The sequence below is a fragment of the Pseudomonas ogarae genome (assembly GCF_014268695.2).
Classification (GTDB): domain Bacteria; phylum Pseudomonadota; class Gammaproteobacteria; order Pseudomonadales; family Pseudomonadaceae; genus Aquipseudomonas; species Aquipseudomonas kilonensis.
The window spans coordinates 2,451,891-2,470,906 of the sequence record NZ_CP077086.1 but is presented as its reverse complement, the minus strand read 5'-3'; the positions used below and the strand labels follow the sequence as shown (position 1 = coordinate 2,470,906).

Below are 19,016 nucleotides of genomic sequence, written 5' to 3'. Positions count from 1 at the left end.
CAACGACCTGATCATGTCCCTAGTCTAAGGTGAACACCTGTGGCGAGGGAGCTTGCTCCCTTGCCATGATTTCATCAGCCCTTGCCGCGCAACATACTGTCCAACACCTCATCCCGGCGCACCCAAGCGTGAAACAACGCCGCCGCCAGATGCACCAGCACCGTCACGAACAACAGGTAAGCCAGGTACCCGTGGGCCTTGCGCAGCAGTGCGAACGTCTGGGCGTGGGCTGGCAGAATCGAAGGCAGTTGCAACGAGTCGCCGAGCATCACCGGGTCCCCCGCCGCCGAAATCATGCCCCAGCCCAACAGCGGCAGGACCAGCATCAGAGCGTACAACAGCACATGCGAGGCGTTTGCCGCCAACACTTGCCAGGTCGGCAGATCGGCCGGTAGCGGCGGTTGGCGGGTCGTGAAGCGCACCAGCAGGCGCACGATCACCAACAGCAAAATCGCGATACCCAATGGTTTGTGCAACTGCAGCAGCCATTCATGGCGTTCGGACACCGAGGCGACCATGCCCGCGCCGATGAACAGCATGGCGATGATCATTACTGCCATCAGCCAGTGCAGCAGCCGGGCCAGCGGTGCAAAGTGACGAGGGGCGCTCATGGGCGGGACTCCTGTTTGGCGGGCAACTGGCTCACTTCGCTGGTACGTCGCAGGTAGGAACTGGCGTAGGCGGCGGAGCGCGCGACCAATAGCGGGTCTTCGGAACCTTCGATCCCTTGGGGCAGGATCAGCGGGTCATAATTGATGTCGCGGCATTCGCCGTTGTCCTGCGCCTGGGTGCGCTCGAGCACCAATGTGCCGGCATTGAGGACCTTGCGGTCAGCGGGCCAGACCTTGCTGGCATCGTTCAGCGGGTCACCCGGGTTGGCCAGGGTGATGTTCAACTGCCAGCGCAACGGCCCGGCGGCGAGACGCTTCGCCAAGTCTTGCTCGAGGAAGTCGGCCCCTTGGGGTGGCGTCGCATCCGCAGCATCCTGGCTCATCGGCACCACGCCCCAGCGCACCGCCTGGCGCTGCCCGGCGGGGTTGACCAGATAGAATGCGTTGATGCCGTTGTAGGTTTCGGTGGCATAGCTGGCCGACGGCTTGGCGGTCTTGATCCATTGCAGGAACGGCACCGCTTCGGGGTGTGCGGCAAAGAACGCCGGTACGGCCGCGGGGTTCGGTTTTCCTGTGGCAGGGTCCGGCGACTGGGCTTGCTGGAGTTGGTAGAAGGCTTCGGGCGTGCCCACCGGAAACACCGGCATGCTGTTCATGCCGGTACGCCATTGCTGGCCGTTGGCCTGGGTAAAGCGCAGTGCCAGGCTGCGAATCGGCACACTGCCGTCCGGTGCATAGGGGTTGCCGCTGGGCAAGGCGAAACGCCCAACCACTGGCGTTTGCGGCTGCGAGAACACTTGGGCGCTGGAATAGGTGCTGGCCTCGCCCGTGCTTTGGAAATAGCCCGCGACGCAGACACCTTTTGAGTGGTTGCGTCGAAAGCCCGGGTGAACGCCGTTGTTTTTTTCCAGCACATTGACCAATGCCTGCGGTGTCAGGCGCTGTGGGTCGAGGCTACCATTGACGTAGGCAAACGCCCCGGCCAGCGCGGCAACAATCACGGCGATGCCGCTCAGGCGCAATGTCAGGCCAGCGGCACTCAAGGGTGGCCGGCTCGACGAGGATGAAGGATCAACCATGAGAAATCTCCAGGCCTCGAGGCCATTTGTTGGAAAGGACCCGTCAGACGAAGGCGTGACAGGTTTATTCCCACGCCTCGTATTTATTTTTCCTGCACTGGAATAATCTCGTTCGCGGGTCGTCTTTCCAGTCCCGGCGCAGTGACTGCCCACAGAAGCCACACCCCTATGAACGCATTCGACGAACAGTTGCGCGAGCTCATCCCCAGGCTACGGCGTTTTGCCATGTCGCTGACGCGCAACCCGAGCAACGCCGACGACCTGGTGCAGATGTGCCTGGAACGGGCGTTGTCCAAATGGAGCGACAAGCGCCCGGACGGCGATCTGCGGGCCTGGCTGTTTTCGATTCTGTACCGGCAGTTTCTCGACGGTCACCGCCGCTCCCGTCGGTATGCGCGCATGCTGGAGTTTTTCACCGGTCGCGACGATGCCCACCCTTCGGCCGAGCGCAGCGTGATCGCGCAATCGTCCCTGCAGGCCTTCGATCAACTCACGACGGAACAACGTGCACTGTTGTTGTGGGTGTCGGTGGAAGGCCTGAGTTACCAGCAAGTCGCCGACATCCTCGGCGTGCCGACCGGCACGGTGATGTCCCGCCTGTCCCGCGCCCGCCAGGCCCTGCGCCAACTCAGCGACGGCGAAATCACCCGCCCTACCCTGCGGATACTCAAATGATCAGCATGCCCCCCAGCGAAAGCGACCTGCACGCCTACGTCGATCGCCAACTGAGCGAGGCCGACCAGCGCCTGGTGCAGGCCTACCTGGCCAACCAGCCGGAAGTCGCCGCCCGGGTCCGCGCCTGGCAACAGGACGCACAGCACCTGCGCACGGCCCTGAGCGGCGCCTTGCAACAGCCGCCCAACCCGGACCTCGACCCGGCCATGATTCGCCAGCACCTGAAACATCGTTCCCGCCGCCACTTGGCCAGCGTCGCGGTGTTGCTGCTGGCCGTCAGCGTGGGTGGCTTCGGTGGCTGGCAGGCGCGGCAAATGACCCTGCTCAGCGCCGCAGCCCCCATGGCCGATGCGTTGCAGGCATACCGTTTGATTGCCCAGCAAGGCATCCTTCCGGCCGATTACCAGACCGGCGACGAACAGCACATGCAAGATTGGCTCGACCGTTACTTCACCCAGGCCAACCGGCTGCCAGACCTGTCGGGCGCCGGCTTCAAGCCGGTCAGCGGGCGCTTGCTCAGCACCGAACAAGGCGCGGCGGCGATGGTGGTCTATCAGGACACGAGCGGTCAGAAAATCAGCTTCTACGTGCGCCCACCCGGCCCGAAAAACTTCCTCCTGCCCCGGGGCAGTCGCCGCGAGGGCGAGTTGCAAGCCGAGTACTGGTCCGGGCCGGGCTACAACTATGCGATGGTCATCCCCAGTGATACGCCGACAGTGCAGCGGCTCAGGCAGACCCTGAATTTCTGAGTCCCCTACCCTGTGGGAATCTCTGTGGGAGCGAGCTTGCTCGCGATAGCGGTGTATCAGTCGACATCATTTCTAACTGAACCACCGCCATCGCGAGCAAGCTCGCTCCCACAGGGGATACAGGCTGCTCTTGAGAGTGTGTTCACCCCTGCCCAAACACCTGCGAAGGCCTGCGCAGCAACGGGTCGAACGGGTTGATCCGCGGTCCGATCAGGGCTGCCTCGCGCTTGAGCATGTCCACCACCGTCGACAGGCGATCGGGCCCCAGGCGGTCGCTCACCGTGGCCACGCTCAAGGCGGCCACGGCCCGGCCGTCACGATCCAGGATCGGCACCGCCACCCCGGCCATGCCTTGCAATACGCCTGTATTGCGCCCGGCGTAGCCCAGCGTACGGACGTTCTCCACTTCCGAACGCAGGAAGACTTCGTCGTACAAATGGAAATCCTTGAGCCGCGGCAGGTTGTATTGAATCACCGTGTCGCGCTCTTCCTCCGGCAGAAACGCCAGGATCGCCAGGCTGCCCTGCCCCACGCCCAACGCCACGCGACCGCCAATGTCGCCGGTGAACGTGCGGATCGGAAACGGCCCCTCGCTGCGGTCCAGGCAGACCGCATCGAAACCACTGCGCGCCAGCAAAAATAACGAGTCCCCCAGGGAGGCCGACAACCGCAGCATGGCCGGGCGCACCAGTTCGCGCAGGTTGCCGGTGTTGCCGGCGCGGGCGGCCAGGGCGAAGAACTCCAGGCTCAAGCGGTAGCGTTTGCTGCGTGCGTCCTGCTCGACCATGCCCTCGTCCATCAGGCTGCGCAGCAAGCGATGCGTGGTGGGCTGGGACAGGCCGATGCGCTGGGCCAGTTGCGTCACCCGCTCCCCACCCTCGGCGGTGTCACCCAGGCTGCGCAACACGGCAAACAGCCGGGAGACCGCACCGACACCCACCTCGCCCTTCTCATTATTCCGATCAGTGGAATTGGACATGCAATTTCTCATTATTAAATTTACTCACCGAATGAAACTGAAAATAGTCTTCGCTTCAGTGAAATAGTCCATTGAGCCCATCCTATTCTTCGTCCTACTCTTCGTCCAGACAGGGGCGATTCGAACAACAGCGGCAGCCGACTCAAGGTCGAGCGCCAACGCACCCCAGCAACACCCTTTCGTATCTGCCCATACAAAAAAGCGCGCCTCGCGGCGACGCATAACAATCTCAGGTGGAGCGCAGCTATGGCTTTTGTGCAACTTGAAGGACTTGGCAAACGTTACGGCGACATCGACGCCGTGGTCGCCACCCATCTGTCGGTGGAAAAAGGCGAGTTCGTCTCGCTACTGGGACCTTCCGGCTGCGGCAAAACCACAACCCTGCAGATGATCGCCGGCTTCGTCGAAGTCAGCAGCGGGCGCATCCTGCTGGACGGTCGCGACATTACCCACGCCAAGCCCGCCAGCCGTGGTTTGGGTGTGGTGTTCCAGAGCTACGCGCTATTTCCCCACATGACCGTCAAGGACAACGTCGCCTTCGGCCTGCGCATGCGCAAAGTGGCCAATACCGAACTGCAACAACGGGTAGACCGGGTGTTGAAGCTGGTACGCCTGGACCGCCACGCCGACCGCTACCCGCGAGAACTCTCGGGCGGCCAGCGCCAACGCGTGGCACTGGCCCGGGCGCTGGTGATCGAGCCGCCAGTGCTGTTGCTCGACGAGCCACTGTCCAACCTCGACGCCAATTTGCGCGAAGAGATGCAATACGAAATCCGCCGCATCCAGCGCGAAGTCGGGATCACCACGCTGATGGTGACCCACGACCAGTCCGAAGCCCTGTCGATCAGTGACCGGGTCGTGGTGATGCAGGCCGGGCGCATCACCCAGATCGACGCGCCGTATACCCTTTACGAGCACCCGCGCACCGAATTCATTTCCAGCTTCGTCGGCAAAGCCAACCTGCTGCCCGGCATGCGTGACAGTGCGGGTGTCGTTCAAGCCTGCAGCCAGGGCAATGGCGAGCTGACGCTGAGCCTGCGCCCGGAAAAAATCGACCTCTGCGAGGCCGGTTCAGGCCGACTGCAAGGCACCCTCGTCAGCCGCTTCTTCCTTGGCAGCCAATGGCTGTACGGCGTCTCCACCAGCCTGGGGGAGCTCTGCGTGGTGCGCCGCAACGACGGCTCCGCGCCCTTGGTCGAAGGCACGGCGGTGGGCCTGGATTGGGACCCGGCGCTGCTGCGGGTGCTGACTGCGGACGAGGTGCCGGCATGAAGCTGATCGATGCGATGCGCCGCGGTCGCCAAGGCTACTTGATGTCCGCGCCGGCCCTGGCCTTGTACCTGGGCTTGCTGGTCATTCCCTTGGGCTTGACCTTGGTCCTGTCGTTCAACGTCTTCGACTACAGCTCGGGCATCAACGGCGACGCCTATACCTTCGAGCACTACACCAGCCTGCTGGGCGATCCGTACTTCTACGAGATCTTTTTGCGCACGTTCTGGATCAGTGCCCTGACCACTCTCCTGTGCGTGCTGATCGGCGTGCCCGAGGCGTACATCCTCAGCCGCATGGGCGCACCGTGGCGCTCGATTTTCCTGATTCTGATTCTCACGCCGCTGCTGATTTCAGTGGTGGTGCGGGCCTTCGGCTGGAGCCTCCTGCTCGGCGCCGACGGCCTGGTCAACCAGGCGCTGCAAGCCTTCGGCGGCTCGCCGATGAAGCTGCTCTATACACCGTTCGCCGTGGTCATCGCCCTGGTCCACGTGATGTTGCCGTTCATGATCATTCCGGTCTGGACCTCGCTGCAGAAACTCGACCCGGCCGCCGAGCAGGCCGCGCTGTCCCTGGGAGCGAGCCAGTTCACGGTGATCCGCAAAGTGGTACTGCCGCAAATCATGCCCGGTGTGCTGTCCGGCACGCTGATTGTGTTCGGCCTCGCCGCCAGTTCCTTCGCGATTCCCGGTCTGCTCGGCGGACGGCGTTTGAAGATGGTCGCCACGTTGATCTACGACCAGTACCTGTCGGAGCTGAACTGGCCCATGGGCGCGGCCATTGCCGTTGCCCTGTTGCTGCTCAACCTGCTGATCATGCTGTCGTGGAACCGGATGATCGAAGGCCGCTACAAGAAGTCATTGGGGTAATGGGTCATGTCTAGAAACGGTCCTTTCGCGTTGCTGTTCCACGCCTTGGTGGTGGTCTTCATGCTCGCGCCGCTGGTGGTGGTCTGCCTCGTCGCTTTCACCCCGGAAAACACCTTGAGCCTGCCGACCACCGAGTTCTCCCTGCGCTGGTTTCGCGCTGTGTTCGAACGCGCGGACTTTGTCGATGCGTTCTACAACAGCCTGGTCCTGGCGTTCAGCGCGGCCTCGCTGGCGACGTTGATCGCGGTGCCCGCGGCCCTGGCGATCACCCGGCTCGAGTTCCCCGGCCGGGACTTCTTCAACGGCCTGTTCCTGTCGCCAATCATCATTCCGCACCTGGTGCTGGGGGTCGCATTGCTGCGCCTGTTTGCGCTGATGGGCGTGAACGGCAGCTTTGCCTGGCTGATCTTCGCCCATGTGCTGGTGATCACGCCCTACGTGTTGCGCCTGGTGCTGGCCTCGGCCATCGGCCTGGACCGCAGCGCCGAACAGGCCGCGCAATCGCTGGGGGCCGGACGCTTCACGCTGTTCCGGCAAATCACCTTGCCGATGATCCTGCCAGGGGTGGCCGGGGGCTGGCTGCTGGCGTTCATCAACAGTTTCGATGAAGTCACGCTGTCGATCTTCGTCACCTCGCCGGCCACACAAACCTTGCCGGTGCGCATGTACGTGTACGCCACCGAATCCATCGACCCGATGATGGCGGCGGTGTCGGCACTGGTCATCGCGCTGACCGCGCTGACCATGATTCTGCTCGACCGGGTCTATGGCCTGGATCGGGTCCTGGTAGGCAAACAATGAGGGCACCATGGCGCTGCTGAAACGACTGGCCGAAGGCGACCGCCCGGCCCTGGACTTTACCCTCGACGGCAAGCCTGCCACCGGCCTGCAGGGGGACACGCTGCTGACCGCCGTGCTGACCTGCAGCGAACACCTGCGCGGCAGTGACTTCAGCGCCGAACCCCGGGCCGGCTTCTGCCTGATGGGCGCCTGCCAGGACTGCTGGGTGCGCCTGGGCGACGGCCGCCGCGTCCGCGCCTGCTCGACCCTGCTCGAAGCCGGACAACACATCAGCCGCGAACCGGGGCGCCAGGTATGAACACTGTCGACTGGCCTGGCCTCATCGCGAGCGAGCTCGCTCCCACAGGGGTACTGCGGCACCAGCATCCACAACCGATCCAATGTGGGAGCGAGCTTGCTCGCGATGACGGTTTCGAGCGCAGCAAAAATCCCCCGGCCCGGCCAATGAGGTGGCGATGAAACCGATAGCCATCATCGGCGCCGGCCCCGCCGGTATCCGTGCCGCGCAGACATTGGTCGCCCACGGTTTGTACCCGGTCCTGCTGGACGAAGCCGCCCGCGGTGGCGGGCAGATCTATCGGCGTCAACCGGCCAATTTCAAGCGCTCGCCAGGCAAGCTCTATGGCTTCGAAGCGCACAAGGCCAACGCCATCCACCAGACGCTCGACGCGTTGCGCGAACAGCTCGATTACCGTCCCGACACCCTGGTGTGGAACGCCGAAGCCGGCCTGCTCGATACCCTGCATGAAGGCCGCGCCGACCGCCTCGAGTACGCCAGCGTAATCGTTGCAACCGGTGCCACCGACCGGATCCTGCCTGTACCCGGGTGGACCCTGCCCGGGGTCTACAGCCTGGGCGCGGCGCAGATCGCCCTGAAGTTCCAGGGGTGCGCCATCGGCGAACGGGTGGCGTTCGCCGGCAGCGGTCCCTTGCTGTATCTGGTGGCCTATCAATACGCCCGGGCCGGCGCCAACGTGGTCGCAGTGCTCGACAGTTCGCCCTTTGGCGCCCAGGTCCGTGCCCTGCCCGGCCTGCTGGCACAACCGGCCACCCTCGCCAAGGGCCTCTACTACCGCGCCTGGCTGACCGCCCACGGCATCGCCGTGCATCAAGGCGCGAGCCTGTCGCGCCTCGACGGCGAACGCCGGGTGCAGTCGTTGAAATGGCGCAACGCCAACGGCGAACACACCCTCGACTGCGACGCGGTGGCCTTCGCCCACGGCTTGCGCAGTGAAACCCAACTGGCCGACCTGCTGGGTTGCGACTTCACCTGGAACGCCCTCAACCGCGCCTGGCTGCCACGACGCGACGGCGCTGGACGCAGCAGCGTGCCGGGGATCTACCTGGCCGGTGACGGCGCCGGCATCATGGGCGCCGACGCCGCTGAGATGGCCGGTGAACGGGCGGCCCTGGCCTTGCTCGAAGACATTGGTTATCTGATCGACCCGCAGCGTTGCACTCAGTTGGAACAATCCCTCGAACGCATCGGCCATTTCCGACAGGGCCTGGAACGTGCGTTTGCCTTTCCTGAAGCGTGGGCCGCCGATGCCGCCGATGACCTGATGATTTGCCGCTGCGAAGAAGTCAGCGCCGGCGACATCCGCCAGGTGGTGGGCCAAGGCCATTGGGAGATCAATCGGGTCAAGGCGCATTGCCGGGTCGGCATGGGCCGTTGCCAGGGACGAATGTGCGGTGCCGCCGCGGCGGAAATCATTGCCCGCGAGAGTGGCCGCACCGTGTCCAGCATCGGTCGCTTGCGGGCCCAGGCGCCGATCAAGCCCGTGCCGTTCGGCCTGGAGGTCGAGCCATGATCGAAGTGGATGCTGTGATCATTGGCGGCGGCATCGTCGGCGCCTCGGCCGCGTTGTTCCTGAGTAAGGCCGGACGTCGGGTGGCGTTGCTTGAACGCGACTTCTGCGGTTCGCACTCCAGCGGCGTGAACTACGGCGGTGTGCGCCGCCAGGGCCGGCCGCTGTCGCAATTGCCCTTGTCGCAACGGGCCCATGAGATCTGGAGCCAGTTGCCACAATTGATCGGCATCGACGGTGAGTACCAGCGCAGCGGTCATCTGAAGCTGGCCCGCAGCGCTGAAGACCTGCAAGCGCTGCACGACTACGCCGCCGCCAGCCAGGGCTTTGGCCTGGATCTGCAACTGCTCGATCGCACGGCCCTGCGCGGCCGTTTTCCGTGGGTCGGCTCTGTCGCGGTCGGGGCATCGCTGTGCCCGGACGACGGCCATGCCAATCCGCGCCTGGTGTCGCCAGCCTTTGCCCAGGCCGCTCGCCGGCAGGGTGCGCAAATCCATGAACAGTGCGCCGTCAGCAACGTTGTGCACGACGGCCAGCGCTTTGTCGTACACACAGCAACAGGCCTGACGTTCCACGCGCCCTGGCTGCTGAACTGCGCCGGTGCCTGGGCAAGCCAGTTCGCCGCACAGTTCGGCGAAGCGGTACCGATGCACGCCGGACACCCGGCGATGCTGGTCACCGAACCCTTGCCCTTGGTCATGGACGCCAGCACTGGCGTCGAGGGCGGCGGTATCTATGCCCGCCAAGTCTCGCGCGGCAATTGCGTGCTAGGCGGCGGCCAGGGTTTTGCCTTGGACGCTGCACGCGCCCGCCCCGGCCAGAACGCCGTGCTGGAGATCCTGCGTCAGGCCGTCGAGCTCTACCCGTTTTTGGAGGGCGCCCAGGCGATTCGTACCTGGAGCGGCACCGAAGGTTACCTGCCCGATCGCCAGCCGGTGATCGGCCACAGCAGCACCCAGCCCGGTCTGTTGCACGCGTTCGGCTTTGCCGGCGCGGGCTTCCAGATCGGCCCGGCGGTGGGCCAGGCGCTCACCGAGATCATCTGCAGCGGGGCTTCGACCACGCCGCTGGATGCGTTTTCCATCACCCGGTTTCACTCCATCTCCGTTGCTTGATAGAGGAAGGTCGTGCCAATGAATAACGTCAAACGCAGTGCACTGTTCGGTTTCTGCTCGCTGGGTTCCGCTTGCCTGGGCGCCCTGCTCCCGGCCACCCAGGCGTTGGCCGAGCCGACGCTTTACCTGGGCATGAACGGCGGCACCATGGAGCGGCTCTACGCCGACAAGGTCTTGCCGGCTTTCGAGAAAGCCAACAACGTCAAAGTGGTCATCGTGCCTGGTACCTCTGCCGACATCCTGGCCAAGGTCCAGGCCAGCAAAGGCAACCCGCAGATGCACGTGATGTTCCTCGATGACGGCATCATGTACCGCGCCATCGCCATGGGCTTGTGCGACAAGCTCGAAGACAGCCCACCCCTGGCGCAGATCCCGGCCAAGGGGCGCATCAAGGATCAGGCCGTGGCCGTCAGCCTCGGGGTGACGGGGTTGGCCTACAACACCCGGCTATTCAAGGAAAAGGGCTGGAATACGCCCACCTCATGGATGGACCTGGCCGATCCGCGCCTCAAGGACAAAGTGGTGTTCCAGTCGATGGCCTCGTCCACGTTCGGCCTGCACGGCTTTTTGATGTTCAACCGGATCCAGGGCGGCAGCGAAACCGACGTTGAGCCGGGTTTCAAGGCCTGGCCAAACACGGTGGGACGCAACGTGCTGGAGTACATCCCGAGCTCGGCGAAGATATCCGAGATGCTGCAGACCGATGAAGCCGCGCTGTTCCCGCTGACGCCGACCCAAGTGACCGCGCTGAAACTCAAGGGCATGCCGGTCGAATATGCCCAGCCGAAGGAAGGCGCCGTGGTCCTCAACGTCGCCGAATGCGCCATCGCGCAAAACACCCAACCGGAACTGGCGCAAAAGCTCGCCGCGTTCCTGCTGACCCCGCAAGCCCAGGCCATCGCCCTGGAAGAAGGCGACCAGATCCCGTCCAACCCCAACACCCCGACCACCGACAAGACCCGCGGCCAGGTGGAGGCGATGAAGCAATACCTGGAAACGGCGATTGCCGTGGATTGGGACCAGGTCAACGAACAACGCCCGGCCTGGAACGCCCGCTGGAACCGCAGCATCGAGCGCTAGCGCGAATTGCTGTGGGAGCAAGGCTTGCCCGCGATGCAGGCGCCTCGTTTTCTCAGAGACCGCGCCGTCTTCATCGCGGGCAAGCCTTGCTCCCACAGATAAATCCCCTCGCCACAGGGTGTTGTACTGAGCTGATTATTGGTTAACTGTCTGGCTACGGACGCCAGACCCTCCCCTTGATCAACAGCGACCCCCACCATGCACACCCTCGCCCAACTACGCGCCGGCCAGCTCTCAGGCATTACCCGGTTGGACCTGGCCTGCGGCTTGACGCAGTTTCCCCAGGAAATCTTCGACCTGGCCGATTCCCTCGAGATTCTCAACCTCAGTGGCAATCAGTTGGACACGCTGCCCGACGACCTGCATCGGCTGACTCGCCTGCGCGTGCTGTTCTGTTCGGACAACCGCTTCACCGAACTGCCCGAATGCCTGGGCCGTTGCGGCGCTTTGACCATGGTCGGTTTCAAGGCCAACCGTATTGCGCACGTCGCAGGCGCCGCGCTGCCGCCACGGCTGCGCTGGCTGATCCTGACCGACAACTGCGTCAGCCAATTGCCGGATGAACTGGGCCAACGCCCCTCTCTGCAAAAACTGATGCTGGCCGGCAACCGCTTGCGGCAATTACCGGCGAGCCTGAGCCAGTGTCATCGCCTCGAACTGCTACGTATCGCCGCCAACCAACTGACCGAACTGCCGCAATGGCTGCTCACGTTGCCAAGCCTCAGTTGGCTGGCCTACGCCGGTAACCCGCTGGAAGCCCGGGCAGAAGCGGCGGCCCTGAATACCACGACGCCTATCGACTGGTCGCATCTGGAACTGCAACAACCACTGGGTGAAGGCGCGTCGGGGGTGATTCATCAGGCGCTCTGGCAGACGCCCGGCCAGGCGGCACGAAAGGTCGCGGTGAAGCTGTACAAAGGCCAGATGACCAGCGACGGCTCGCCCCTGCATGAGATGCATGCCTGCATCACGGCCGGTCGCCACTCGAACCTGATTGAGGTGCTGGGCCAGGTTGCCGGGCACCCCGAGCAACAGGACGGGCTGGTGATGGCGCTGATCGAACCCAGCTACCGTAACCTCGCCGGGCTGCCGAGCCTGGCGTCGTGCAGCCGCGACGTCTATGCCGATGAACTGCGCCTGAGCGCTCCGGCGGCCCTGCGCATCGCCCATGGCATTGCCTCGGTGGCGGCGCACCTGCACCGCCAGGGCATCACCCACGGGGATCTCTACGGGCACAATATTCTGTGCGATGACCAGGGCGATTGCCTGCTGGGGGATTTTGGCGCGGCGTCGTTCCACGCCACCACGGACAACCTGCAAACCCGCGCCCTGCAACGCATCGAAGTGCGGGCCTTCGGGATTCTGCTGGGGGAATTGCTGGCGCGGATCGAACCGGGGCTCGGTGTTGAGGAACTGGCAGCGTTGCAGGATCTACAGGTGCGCTGCTGTCAGCCGGATGTATTAGCGCGGCCGGGGTTTGATGAGATTGAAGGTTTACTGCGCGACCGTGGCGAGGGAGCAAACTCCCTCACCACAGGACATTGCGGGTAGCGCTTAACCGGCCAACCCGACAAACATATCCTGCACGTCATCGTGGTTGTCGAGGCCTTCGAGGAACGCTTCGACTTCAGCCATCTGCTCGTCGGTGAGGCCACTGACCGGGTTTTTCGGCTGGTAGCCCAGCTTGGCCGACAACACGGTGAAACCCTGCTCCGGCAAGGCCTTCTGGACGGCATCGAGGTCGGCAGGGTCGGTGAGGAACAACGTCGCGCCTTCTTCGCCCGGCTCGAAATCCTGGGCGCCGGCCTCGATGGCGGCCATTTCCGGATCGGCGTCCGAGCTGTCCGGCGCGGCTTCGATCATGCCGACATGGTTGAAGTCCCACGCCACCGAACCCGAGGCGCCGAGTTGGCCCTTGCGGAACGCGACGCGAATTTCGGCAACGGTGCGGTTGATGTTATCGGTCACGCATTCAACGATCAGCGGCACCTGGTGCGGCGCGAACCCTTCGTAGGTGACGCGGTGGTATTGCACGGTTTCACCGAGCTGGCCAGAACCTTTCTTGATCGCACGTTCCAGGGTCTCGCGGGGCATCGAGGCCTTCTTCGCCTGTTCGACCACCAGTCGCAAGTGCGCGTTGGTAGCGGTATCCGCGCCGTTGCGCGCGGCAATGGTGATTTCCTTCACCAGTTTGCCGAAGATCTTGCCCTTGGCGTTGGCAGCCGCTTCTTTGTGTTTAACCTTCCACTGTGCGCCCATTACTCACTCTCTTGTCTGACGCGCCGAGACATCTGCCGGCCGGCGCTGTGGCGCAAGTTTATACGGCCTAAACCGGCTGATCGACCAAAAAATTCACCCTGCCGGATCGACATTTTCACAGCGTGTTGTAGGGCGTTTCTGAAATAGTGACTCACAAGCACCGTTTCCCCCCGCGGTTTCGTACCCTCTGCGCCTCTCTCCCCGCCAGTAGGAGCGGCGATGCGCAACGACACGGAAAGTCCCTTCAGCCTGACGCTCACGCAAAGCGACTTGCAACTGCAAGTCTTGCGCTTCAACGGCCGCGAAGCCCTCAACCAGCCATACCGCTTTGACCTCGAACTGATCGGCCTGGCCCCGCCGATAGATCCCGACCTCCTCTTGGGGCATCCGGCCTTCCTGCGCCTGGACGGCGAATCGGGCGTCCATGGGATTGTCCACCGCGTTAGCTTGAATGCCCTGGCGACGCGGTGCATCGGCTATCGCTTGACGTTGGTTCCCTACCTCCAGCAACTGGAGCAAGGCCCGCGGCGCCGGGTTTTCCATCGGCTCAGCGTGGTACAGGTGCTGCAACGCCTGCTGGAAGAACACGCGCTACCCGTCGACAGCTACCGTTTCGAACTGCCCCATGGGCAGTATCCGTGTCGCCCATTCTGCATCCAGTACGAGGAAAGCGACCTGACCCTCCTGCAACGGCTGTGCGAGGAAGAAGGTATTCATTACCACTTCGAACACGCTCCCCAGGGCCATGTCCTGGTGTTTGCCGAAGACCCGAAGAGCTTTCCCGCACGCCCCGTCGAGCTGCCCCTGCACCCGAACGACAGCCAGCTACCGGCCATCAAGCGCTTGTATTTGCGTCACCACCCGATGATGCCTGGCCTGCCTGTCGGGTTCAGTGACCGGGCCCAGTCAGAAACCGAGGCCTCGGCGGCGAATCAACCCCTTGAGCGGATCGATCACGAAGCCATGCGCGGCAACCCGGCCTTGGCTCACCGTTACCAGGCCGGTCGCCGCCACCTTGAACGGTTGCGCTGCCGGCAACGGCAAATTCATGGCCACAGCACCCAACCGGGCCTGCACGGCGGCGACATCGTGCAGATCTGCGAACACCCGGTTTCCACCTTCAACGATCAATGGCTGATCACCGAGGTCCAGCATCGCGGACGACAGTTTTCGATCCTGGAACCGGATCTTCCCGCCACACCGTCGGCCCGTGACTACCGTAACCGGTTCACCGCCATTCCCTGGTCCACCACATTCAGGCCGGCCCTCAAGCACCCCAAGCCCTGCATCCCCGGGTACCACCTGGCCCATGTACTCGGCCGCACCGGCCAGCCGGCCAGCCCCGATGAGCGTGGCCAGGTGAGTGTCAGCCTATGGGCGCCGGACCAGGACGGCATCACGCTGCCAGTGTCGCGGCTGACGTTGGATGGCAGCCCCAGCCTGATGGCCGGCAGCGAAGTGCTGGTGAGTTTTCTCGATGGCGACCCTGATCGACCGGTGCTGTGCCCGGGGGCTGTCGATACCGGCGCAGGACAAACCGCCGCGCCCACGAAACCGCCCCGGGGCAATCCTGATGCCGGGCTGCTGCTGGACTGGCTGCTGAATCCGCCGGACTTCACGCCCTGACCCATCCTGTGACTTCATGCCGGCAAAACTGATCTGGCTCATGCCAATTCAACGAAACGGGCTTACAGTAAATAGACAACGCCGCTCTAGACGGCGCTCTACCCTGATCGTTGGAGATACCTGCAATGCCCTGGAAAAGCTCAGAAAGCCGCTACAGTACCGTCACGGTGACCTTGCATTGGCTGATGCTGGTGCTGCTGGCCGTGGTTTATGCCTGCATCGAGTTCCGGGGGATTTTCCCCAAGGGCAGCGGTGGCCGGACCCTGATCAAGGAAGCGCACTTCATGCTCGGCCTGACAGTGTTCCTGCTGGTCTGGCTGCGCCTGTTCGCCCGCAGCATGGGTAAGACACCGGCAATTTTCCCGGCCTCGCCTGTGTGGCAAACCGTCCTGGCTCGCCTGATGCACTGGGCGCTGTACCTGTTCATGATCGCCATGCCGTTGCTGGGCTGGCTGATCACCAGCGCCGAAGGTCATCAAGTGATGTTCTACGGTTTCGATCTGCCCTTGCTCATCGATCAGGACAAGGAGTTTGCCAAGCAACTGGAAGGCTGGCATGTGCTGGGCGGCACCATCGGCTATTGGTTGATTGGCTTGCATGCCTTGGCGGGGCTGTACCACCACTATGTGGTACGGGACAACACGCTGTTGCGGATGATGCCCAAACGCGGCTGATCGCTGTTACTCGAACCCTCGGCGGCCTTGCAAACCGCCGGTGTGGACGAAAATCAAACGGGTGCCGGGGGCAAACCCTCCGGTTTCGACCCGCGCTTTAAGCAACATCAAGGCTTTGCCGGTGTACAACGGCTCCAGTTCGATGGCCGCCGTGGTTTCGATGAACTCGGTGAGTTCGGCATCGACCCGGGCGAAACCGCCACGGCTGCCGTCAAACAATTCATAAAGCGCACGACAAAGGCCTGCCTCTGCCACGATGTTTTCGACTTGCTGCGCCACGCCATGGTCCTGGGGCACCGCCAGCACGCCATAGACCGGGCGCTCGCCCGCTTCGGCCAGCACCAGCCCGGCCAGCGATGTGCCGGTGCCGCAGGCCAACCACCAGCCGTGATAATCCGCCCATCCCAACGTTGCCAGTTGTTCACGGACATTGGCTGCCCAGGCCATGCAGCCTAGTGCTCCAGGCAACCCCGAACCGCCCTCGGGCACGGGATGCAAATGTGGGTAGCGGATCTGCCACGGCGCCCAGAAACCCGGCGCGTGCCGCTCTCGGTATCCGCCATAACCCAACCAGTGCAGATCCATGCCAAACGCCTTCAGGTCGCGCACCGTCGGCGTGTCCTGGGGATGACCACGCAACAGCCCCACCGTGGGAAACCCGAAGCGCCTGCCCGCCGCGGCCAACGCATGCAAATGGTTGGAATAGGCCCCGCCCAGGCTCATGACCCCCTCGGCACCGGCCTCATGGGCGGCGCGCAAATGATGGACCAGCTTGAACCACTTGTTGCCGCTGATCAGCGGATCGATCCGGTCCAGGCGCAACACCGCCACTTCAACACCGGCACGGGCGAGCCAGTCCAGGTGAAGGGGGTCGAGTCGGGGTTGGGGATGCCAGTCGAGGGCGGGAAGCAGCATGGCAGCAGGTCGAGGAGAAAGATGCCCGGCATCTTAACAGCTTGGCAGCGGGTGACTTCAGGTTCACCACATCCCCCTGTGGGAGCGAGCTTGCTCGCGATAGCGGTTAGTCAGCTACATAGGGGTTGACTGACCTGCCGCCATCGCGAGCAAGCTCGCTCCCACAAGGGTTTTGTCTGGGGCTGTGCCTTACAACTGCGCCGCCAACCGCGCCCCCTGGTTGATCGCCCGCTTGGCGTCCAGCTCCGCCGCCACGTCGGCACCGCCGATGAGGTGAACGGTCTGCCCCGCCGCCTCCAGGCCTTCCTGCAATTCACGCAGCGGATCCTGGCCGGCGCAGATCACGATGTTGTCCACGGCCAGCACTTGTGGCTCGCCGGTTTCACCGATGCGAATGTGCAGGCCATCGTCGTCGATCTTCAGGTACTCGACGCTGTTGAGCATTTGCACCTGCTTGTTCTTCAGGCCCGTGCGGTGAATCCAGCCGGTGGTCTTGCCCAGGCCGTCACCGACCTTGGACGTCTTGCGTTGCAGCAGGAACACCTGGCGCGCCGGTGCATGGGGTTCGGCCTTGATCCCGGCCACGCCGCCGCGAGCCTCGAGGTGGGTATCGATGCCCCACTCCTTCCAGAACGCCTCGCGGTCCTGGCTGGTGGCGACACCCTGATGCACCAAGAACTCCGACACGTCAAAGCCGATACCGCCAGCACCAATCACCGCGACACTGCGGCCCACCGGCTTGCGCTCGAGGATCACGTCCAGGTAGCTCAACACCTTGGCATGCTCCACGCCAGGAATCGCCGGCACGCGCGGCGCGATGCCGGTGGCGAGGATGATCTCGTCGTAACCGCCAGCCACCAATTGCGCCACATCCACCCGGGTGTCAAGGCACAGTTCGACATGGCTGGTCTGCAATTTGCGCTTGAAGTAGCGCAGGGTTTCGAAGAACTCCTCCTTGCCCGGCACGCGCTTGGCGACGTTGAACTGGCCACCGATTTCACTGGCCGAATCGAACAGCGTCACCTGATGCCCACGCTCGGCCGCCACGGTGGCAGCGGACAGGCCGGCCGGGCCGGCACCGACCACGGCGATTTTCTTCACCTGGGTCACCGGCAGATAGTTCAGCTCGGTTTCGTGGCAGGCCCGCGGGTTCACCAGGCAACTGGTGAGCTTGCCGCCAAAGGTGTGGTCCAGGCACGCCTGGTTGCAGCCGATGCAGGTGTTGATTTCATCGCCGCGACCGGCAGCGGCCTTGTTGACGAACTCCGGATCGGCCAGGAACGGCCGGGCCATGGAGACCATGTCGGCATCGCCTTCAGCGAGGATCTGCTCGGCCACTTCCGGGGTGTTGATGCGGTTGGTGGTGATCAGCGGGATGCTCACCGAGCCACGCAGCTTGGCCGTGACCTTGCTGAACGCGGCACGCGGAACCTTGGTGGCGATGGTGGGAATTCGCGCTTCGTGCCAACCGATACCGGTGTTGATGATCGTCGCGCCGGCCTGCTCGATGGCCTTGGCCAACTGGACGATTTCGCCCCAGGTGCTGCCGCCTTCCACCAGATCGAGCATCGACAGGCGAAAGATGATGATGAAATTCGGGCCTACCGCCTCACGCACCCGACGCACGATTTCCACCGGCAGGCGCATGCGGTTTTCATAGCTGCCGCCCCAACGGTCGGTACGGTGGTTGGTGTGGGCCGCCAGGAACTGGTTAATGAAGTAACCTTCCGAGCCCATGATCTCGACGCCGTCGTATTCGGCCTTCTGGGCCAGTACCGAGCAGGTGACGAAATCGCTGATCTGCTTCTCGATACCCTCCTCATCCAATTCCTTGGGCTTGAACGGGTTGATCGGCGCCTGGATCGCGCTCGGTGCCACCTGCTTGGGGCTGTAGGCGTAGCGCCCGGCATGGAGAATCTGCATGCAGATCTTGCCACCGGCCTCGTGTACAGCCCGGGTAACGATCTGGTGCTTGAGCGCTTCTTCTTCGGTGGTCAGCTTGGCCGCGCCGGAGTAGACACCGCCCTCGTCGTTCGGCCCGATCCCACCGGTGACCATCAGGCCGACGCCCCCCCGGGCACGCTCGGCAAAGTACGCCGCCATGCGTTCGAAGCCGCCGGGTTTCTCTTCCAGACCGGTGTGCATCGAGCCCATCAGGGTACGGTTGCGCAAGGTGGTGAAACCCAGGTCCAGCGGGGCCAGCAGGTGCGGGTAATGAGAGGCGGTCATCGGTAACTCCACAACGGGCGATCACGGGAAAAAGCGCAAGCTCTGCGGCTTGCGTCTGTCATGACCCACAGCGTAAGAGCCGGGATGCGGGCACTCAATGACCGTAACTGACAACTTAATGATCCGAATGTGCAGGGGGCCGATCAACCGTGCGTGACTCTCGACGGGATGGGCCAGTCCTATCAACGCTGGACCAAGTGCTCGAACCCAAAATAACCCTAATCACATGGTCGTCACGGTGTCCTGTTTCGCAAATACGTTCCTTTTTTGACGAGTGG

18 protein-coding genes are annotated in these 19,016 nt (G+C 63.5%); 12 read left to right on the top strand and 6 right to left on the bottom strand.

Annotated features, from left to right (window positions below):
• Positions 1-74 precede the first annotated feature (74 nt).
• Together HU749_RS11005 and HU749_RS11000 are read right to left on the bottom strand one after the other, a co-directional pair.
• Positions 75-611 carry a cytochrome b gene (locus HU749_RS11005; RefSeq protein ID WP_095963555.1) on the bottom strand — a complete coding sequence of 179 codons (537 nt, stop codon included), beginning with the start codon at positions 609-611 and terminating at the stop codon, positions 75-77.
• Complete coding sequence (locus HU749_RS11000) at positions 608-1,690, bottom strand: catalase family peroxidase (protein WP_079304451.1); 1,083 nt, start codon at positions 1,688-1,690, stop codon at positions 608-610. The genes HU749_RS11005 and HU749_RS11000 overlap by 4 nt, the downstream gene beginning before the upstream one ends.
• A gap of 168 nt (positions 1,691-1,858) precedes the next feature.
• Between HU749_RS11000 and HU749_RS10995 the strand changes: the two genes are divergently transcribed.
• Together HU749_RS10995 and HU749_RS10990 are read left to right on the top strand one after the other, a co-directional pair.
• The gene (locus tag HU749_RS10995; RefSeq protein ID WP_014339283.1) at positions 1,859-2,365 is read left to right on the top strand and encodes a sigma-70 family RNA polymerase sigma factor; all 507 of its coding nucleotides are present in this window, start codon (positions 1,859-1,861) and stop codon (positions 2,363-2,365) included.
• On the top strand, positions 2,362-3,114 hold the full coding sequence (locus tag HU749_RS10990; RefSeq protein ID WP_079304453.1) for an anti-sigma factor family protein: 753 nt from the start codon (positions 2,362-2,364) through the stop codon (positions 3,112-3,114). Before HU749_RS10995 ends, HU749_RS10990 begins: the two co-directional genes overlap by 4 nt.
• Positions 3,115-3,256: 142 nt before the next feature.
• Here HU749_RS10990 and HU749_RS10985 read toward each other — a convergent pair whose 3' ends face one another.
• The gene (locus HU749_RS10985) at positions 3,257-4,093 is read right to left on the bottom strand and encodes an IclR family transcriptional regulator (RefSeq protein WP_186652401.1); all 837 of its coding nucleotides are present in this window, start codon (positions 4,091-4,093) and stop codon (positions 3,257-3,259) included.
• Positions 4,094-4,339: 246 nt separating this feature from the next.
• Here HU749_RS10985 and HU749_RS10980 point away from each other — a divergent pair, with 246 nt between their 5' ends.
• The 8 genes from HU749_RS10980 (at position 4,340) to HU749_RS10945 (ending at position 12,586) form a co-directional block, all read left to right on the top strand.
• On the top strand, positions 4,340-5,365 hold the full coding sequence (locus HU749_RS10980; protein ID WP_079304455.1) for an ABC transporter ATP-binding protein: 1,026 nt from the start codon (positions 4,340-4,342) through the stop codon (positions 5,363-5,365).
• Complete coding sequence (locus tag HU749_RS10975) at positions 5,362-6,231, top strand: ABC transporter permease (RefSeq protein ID WP_014339287.1); 870 nt, start codon at positions 5,362-5,364, stop codon at positions 6,229-6,231. The genes HU749_RS10980 and HU749_RS10975 overlap by 4 nt, the downstream gene beginning before the upstream one ends.
• Before the next feature lie 6 nt (positions 6,232-6,237).
• Complete coding sequence (locus tag HU749_RS10970; protein WP_046064764.1) at positions 6,238-7,032, top strand: ABC transporter permease; 795 nt, start codon at positions 6,238-6,240, stop codon at positions 7,030-7,032.
• A gap of 7 nt (positions 7,033-7,039) precedes the next feature.
• Positions 7,040-7,330: a (2Fe-2S)-binding protein gene (locus HU749_RS10965; protein ID WP_186652398.1), complete on the top strand. Its 291-nt coding sequence runs from the start codon at positions 7,040-7,042 to the stop codon at positions 7,328-7,330.
• A 157-nt stretch (positions 7,331-7,487) separates the two neighbouring features.
• The gene (locus HU749_RS10960) at positions 7,488-8,843 is read left to right on the top strand and encodes an FAD/NAD(P)-dependent oxidoreductase (RefSeq protein ID WP_186652396.1); all 1,356 of its coding nucleotides are present in this window, start codon (positions 7,488-7,490) and stop codon (positions 8,841-8,843) included.
• Positions 8,840-9,955, top strand: a complete 1,116-nt coding sequence (locus HU749_RS10955; protein ID WP_186652394.1) for an NAD(P)/FAD-dependent oxidoreductase — start codon at positions 8,840-8,842, stop codon at positions 9,953-9,955. Before HU749_RS10960 ends, HU749_RS10955 begins: the two co-directional genes overlap by 4 nt.
• Before the next feature lie 18 nt (positions 9,956-9,973).
• Positions 9,974-11,035: an ABC transporter substrate-binding protein gene (locus HU749_RS10950; protein ID WP_046064760.1), complete on the top strand. Its 1,062-nt coding sequence runs from the start codon at positions 9,974-9,976 to the stop codon at positions 11,033-11,035.
• 198 nt (positions 11,036-11,233) lie between these two features.
• Positions 11,234-12,586, top strand: coding sequence for a leucine-rich repeat-containing protein kinase family protein (locus tag HU749_RS10945; protein ID WP_186652392.1), 1,353 nt, complete (start codon positions 11,234-11,236; stop codon positions 12,584-12,586).
• 3 nt (positions 12,587-12,589) lie between these two features.
• On the opposite strand, the gene HU749_RS10940 is transcribed toward HU749_RS10945, so the two are convergent.
• Positions 12,590-13,294, bottom strand: a complete 705-nt coding sequence (locus tag HU749_RS10940; protein ID WP_186652390.1) for a YebC/PmpR family DNA-binding transcriptional regulator — start codon at positions 13,292-13,294, stop codon at positions 12,590-12,592.
• Positions 13,295-13,513: 219 nt separating this feature from the next.
• On the opposite strand from HU749_RS10940, the gene HU749_RS10935 reads away from it, so the two are divergent.
• Entirely contained in the window at positions 13,514-14,920 is a 1,407-nt protein-coding gene (locus tag HU749_RS10935; protein WP_186652388.1) for a type VI secretion system Vgr family protein, read from the top strand.
• A 125-nt stretch (positions 14,921-15,045) separates the two neighbouring features.
• Complete coding sequence (locus HU749_RS10930; RefSeq protein ID WP_014339294.1) at positions 15,046-15,594, top strand: cytochrome b; 549 nt, start codon at positions 15,046-15,048, stop codon at positions 15,592-15,594.
• Between the two features lie 6 nt (positions 15,595-15,600).
• Here the strand turns inward: HU749_RS10930 and HU749_RS10925 are convergent, their stop codons facing one another.
• Positions 15,601-16,509, bottom strand: a complete 909-nt coding sequence (locus HU749_RS10925; RefSeq protein ID WP_186652386.1) for a 1-aminocyclopropane-1-carboxylate deaminase/D-cysteine desulfhydrase — start codon at positions 16,507-16,509, stop codon at positions 15,601-15,603.
• A 189-nt stretch (positions 16,510-16,698) separates the two neighbouring features.
• Positions 16,699-18,738, bottom strand: a complete 2,040-nt coding sequence (locus tag HU749_RS10920; RefSeq protein ID WP_186652384.1) for an oxidoreductase — start codon at positions 18,736-18,738, stop codon at positions 16,699-16,701.
• Between the last annotated feature and the right edge of the window lie 278 nt (positions 18,739-19,016).

Bases quoted from the DNA above. Each gene is read 5' to 3' on its own strand.
- HU749_RS11005 (WP_095963555.1), bottom strand. From the start codon at position 611: ATGAGCGCCCCTCGTCACTTTGCACCGCTGGCCCGGCTGCTGCACTGG.
- HU749_RS11000 (WP_079304451.1), bottom strand. From the start codon at position 1,690: ATGGTTGATCCTTCATCCTCGTCGAGCCGGCCACCCTTGAGTGCCGCT.
- HU749_RS10995 (WP_014339283.1), top strand. From the start codon at position 1,859: ATGAACGCATTCGACGAACAGTTGCGCGAGCTCATCCCCAGGCTACGG.
- HU749_RS10990 (WP_079304453.1), top strand. From the start codon at position 2,362: ATGATCAGCATGCCCCCCAGCGAAAGCGACCTGCACGCCTACGTCGAT.
- HU749_RS10985 (WP_186652401.1), bottom strand. From the start codon at position 4,093: ATGTCCAATTCCACTGATCGGAATAATGAGAAGGGCGAGGTGGGTGTC.
- HU749_RS10980 (WP_079304455.1), top strand. From the start codon at position 4,340: ATGGCTTTTGTGCAACTTGAAGGACTTGGCAAACGTTACGGCGACATC.
- HU749_RS10975 (WP_014339287.1), top strand. From the start codon at position 5,362: ATGAAGCTGATCGATGCGATGCGCCGCGGTCGCCAAGGCTACTTGATG.
- HU749_RS10970 (WP_046064764.1), top strand. From the start codon at position 6,238: ATGTCTAGAAACGGTCCTTTCGCGTTGCTGTTCCACGCCTTGGTGGTG.
- HU749_RS10965 (WP_186652398.1), top strand. From the start codon at position 7,040: ATGGCGCTGCTGAAACGACTGGCCGAAGGCGACCGCCCGGCCCTGGAC.
- HU749_RS10960 (WP_186652396.1), top strand. From the start codon at position 7,488: ATGAAACCGATAGCCATCATCGGCGCCGGCCCCGCCGGTATCCGTGCC.
- HU749_RS10955 (WP_186652394.1), top strand. From the start codon at position 8,840: ATGATCGAAGTGGATGCTGTGATCATTGGCGGCGGCATCGTCGGCGCC.
- HU749_RS10950 (WP_046064760.1), top strand. From the start codon at position 9,974: ATGAATAACGTCAAACGCAGTGCACTGTTCGGTTTCTGCTCGCTGGGT.
- HU749_RS10945 (WP_186652392.1), top strand. From the start codon at position 11,234: ATGCACACCCTCGCCCAACTACGCGCCGGCCAGCTCTCAGGCATTACC.
- HU749_RS10940 (WP_186652390.1), bottom strand. From the start codon at position 13,294: ATGGGCGCACAGTGGAAGGTTAAACACAAAGAAGCGGCTGCCAACGCC.
- HU749_RS10935 (WP_186652388.1), top strand. From the start codon at position 13,514: ATGCGCAACGACACGGAAAGTCCCTTCAGCCTGACGCTCACGCAAAGC.
- HU749_RS10930 (WP_014339294.1), top strand. From the start codon at position 15,046: ATGCCCTGGAAAAGCTCAGAAAGCCGCTACAGTACCGTCACGGTGACC.
- HU749_RS10925 (WP_186652386.1), bottom strand. From the start codon at position 16,509: ATGCTGCTTCCCGCCCTCGACTGGCATCCCCAACCCCGACTCGACCCC.
- HU749_RS10920 (WP_186652384.1), bottom strand. From the start codon at position 18,738: ATGACCGCCTCTCATTACCCGCACCTGCTGGCCCCGCTGGACCTGGGT.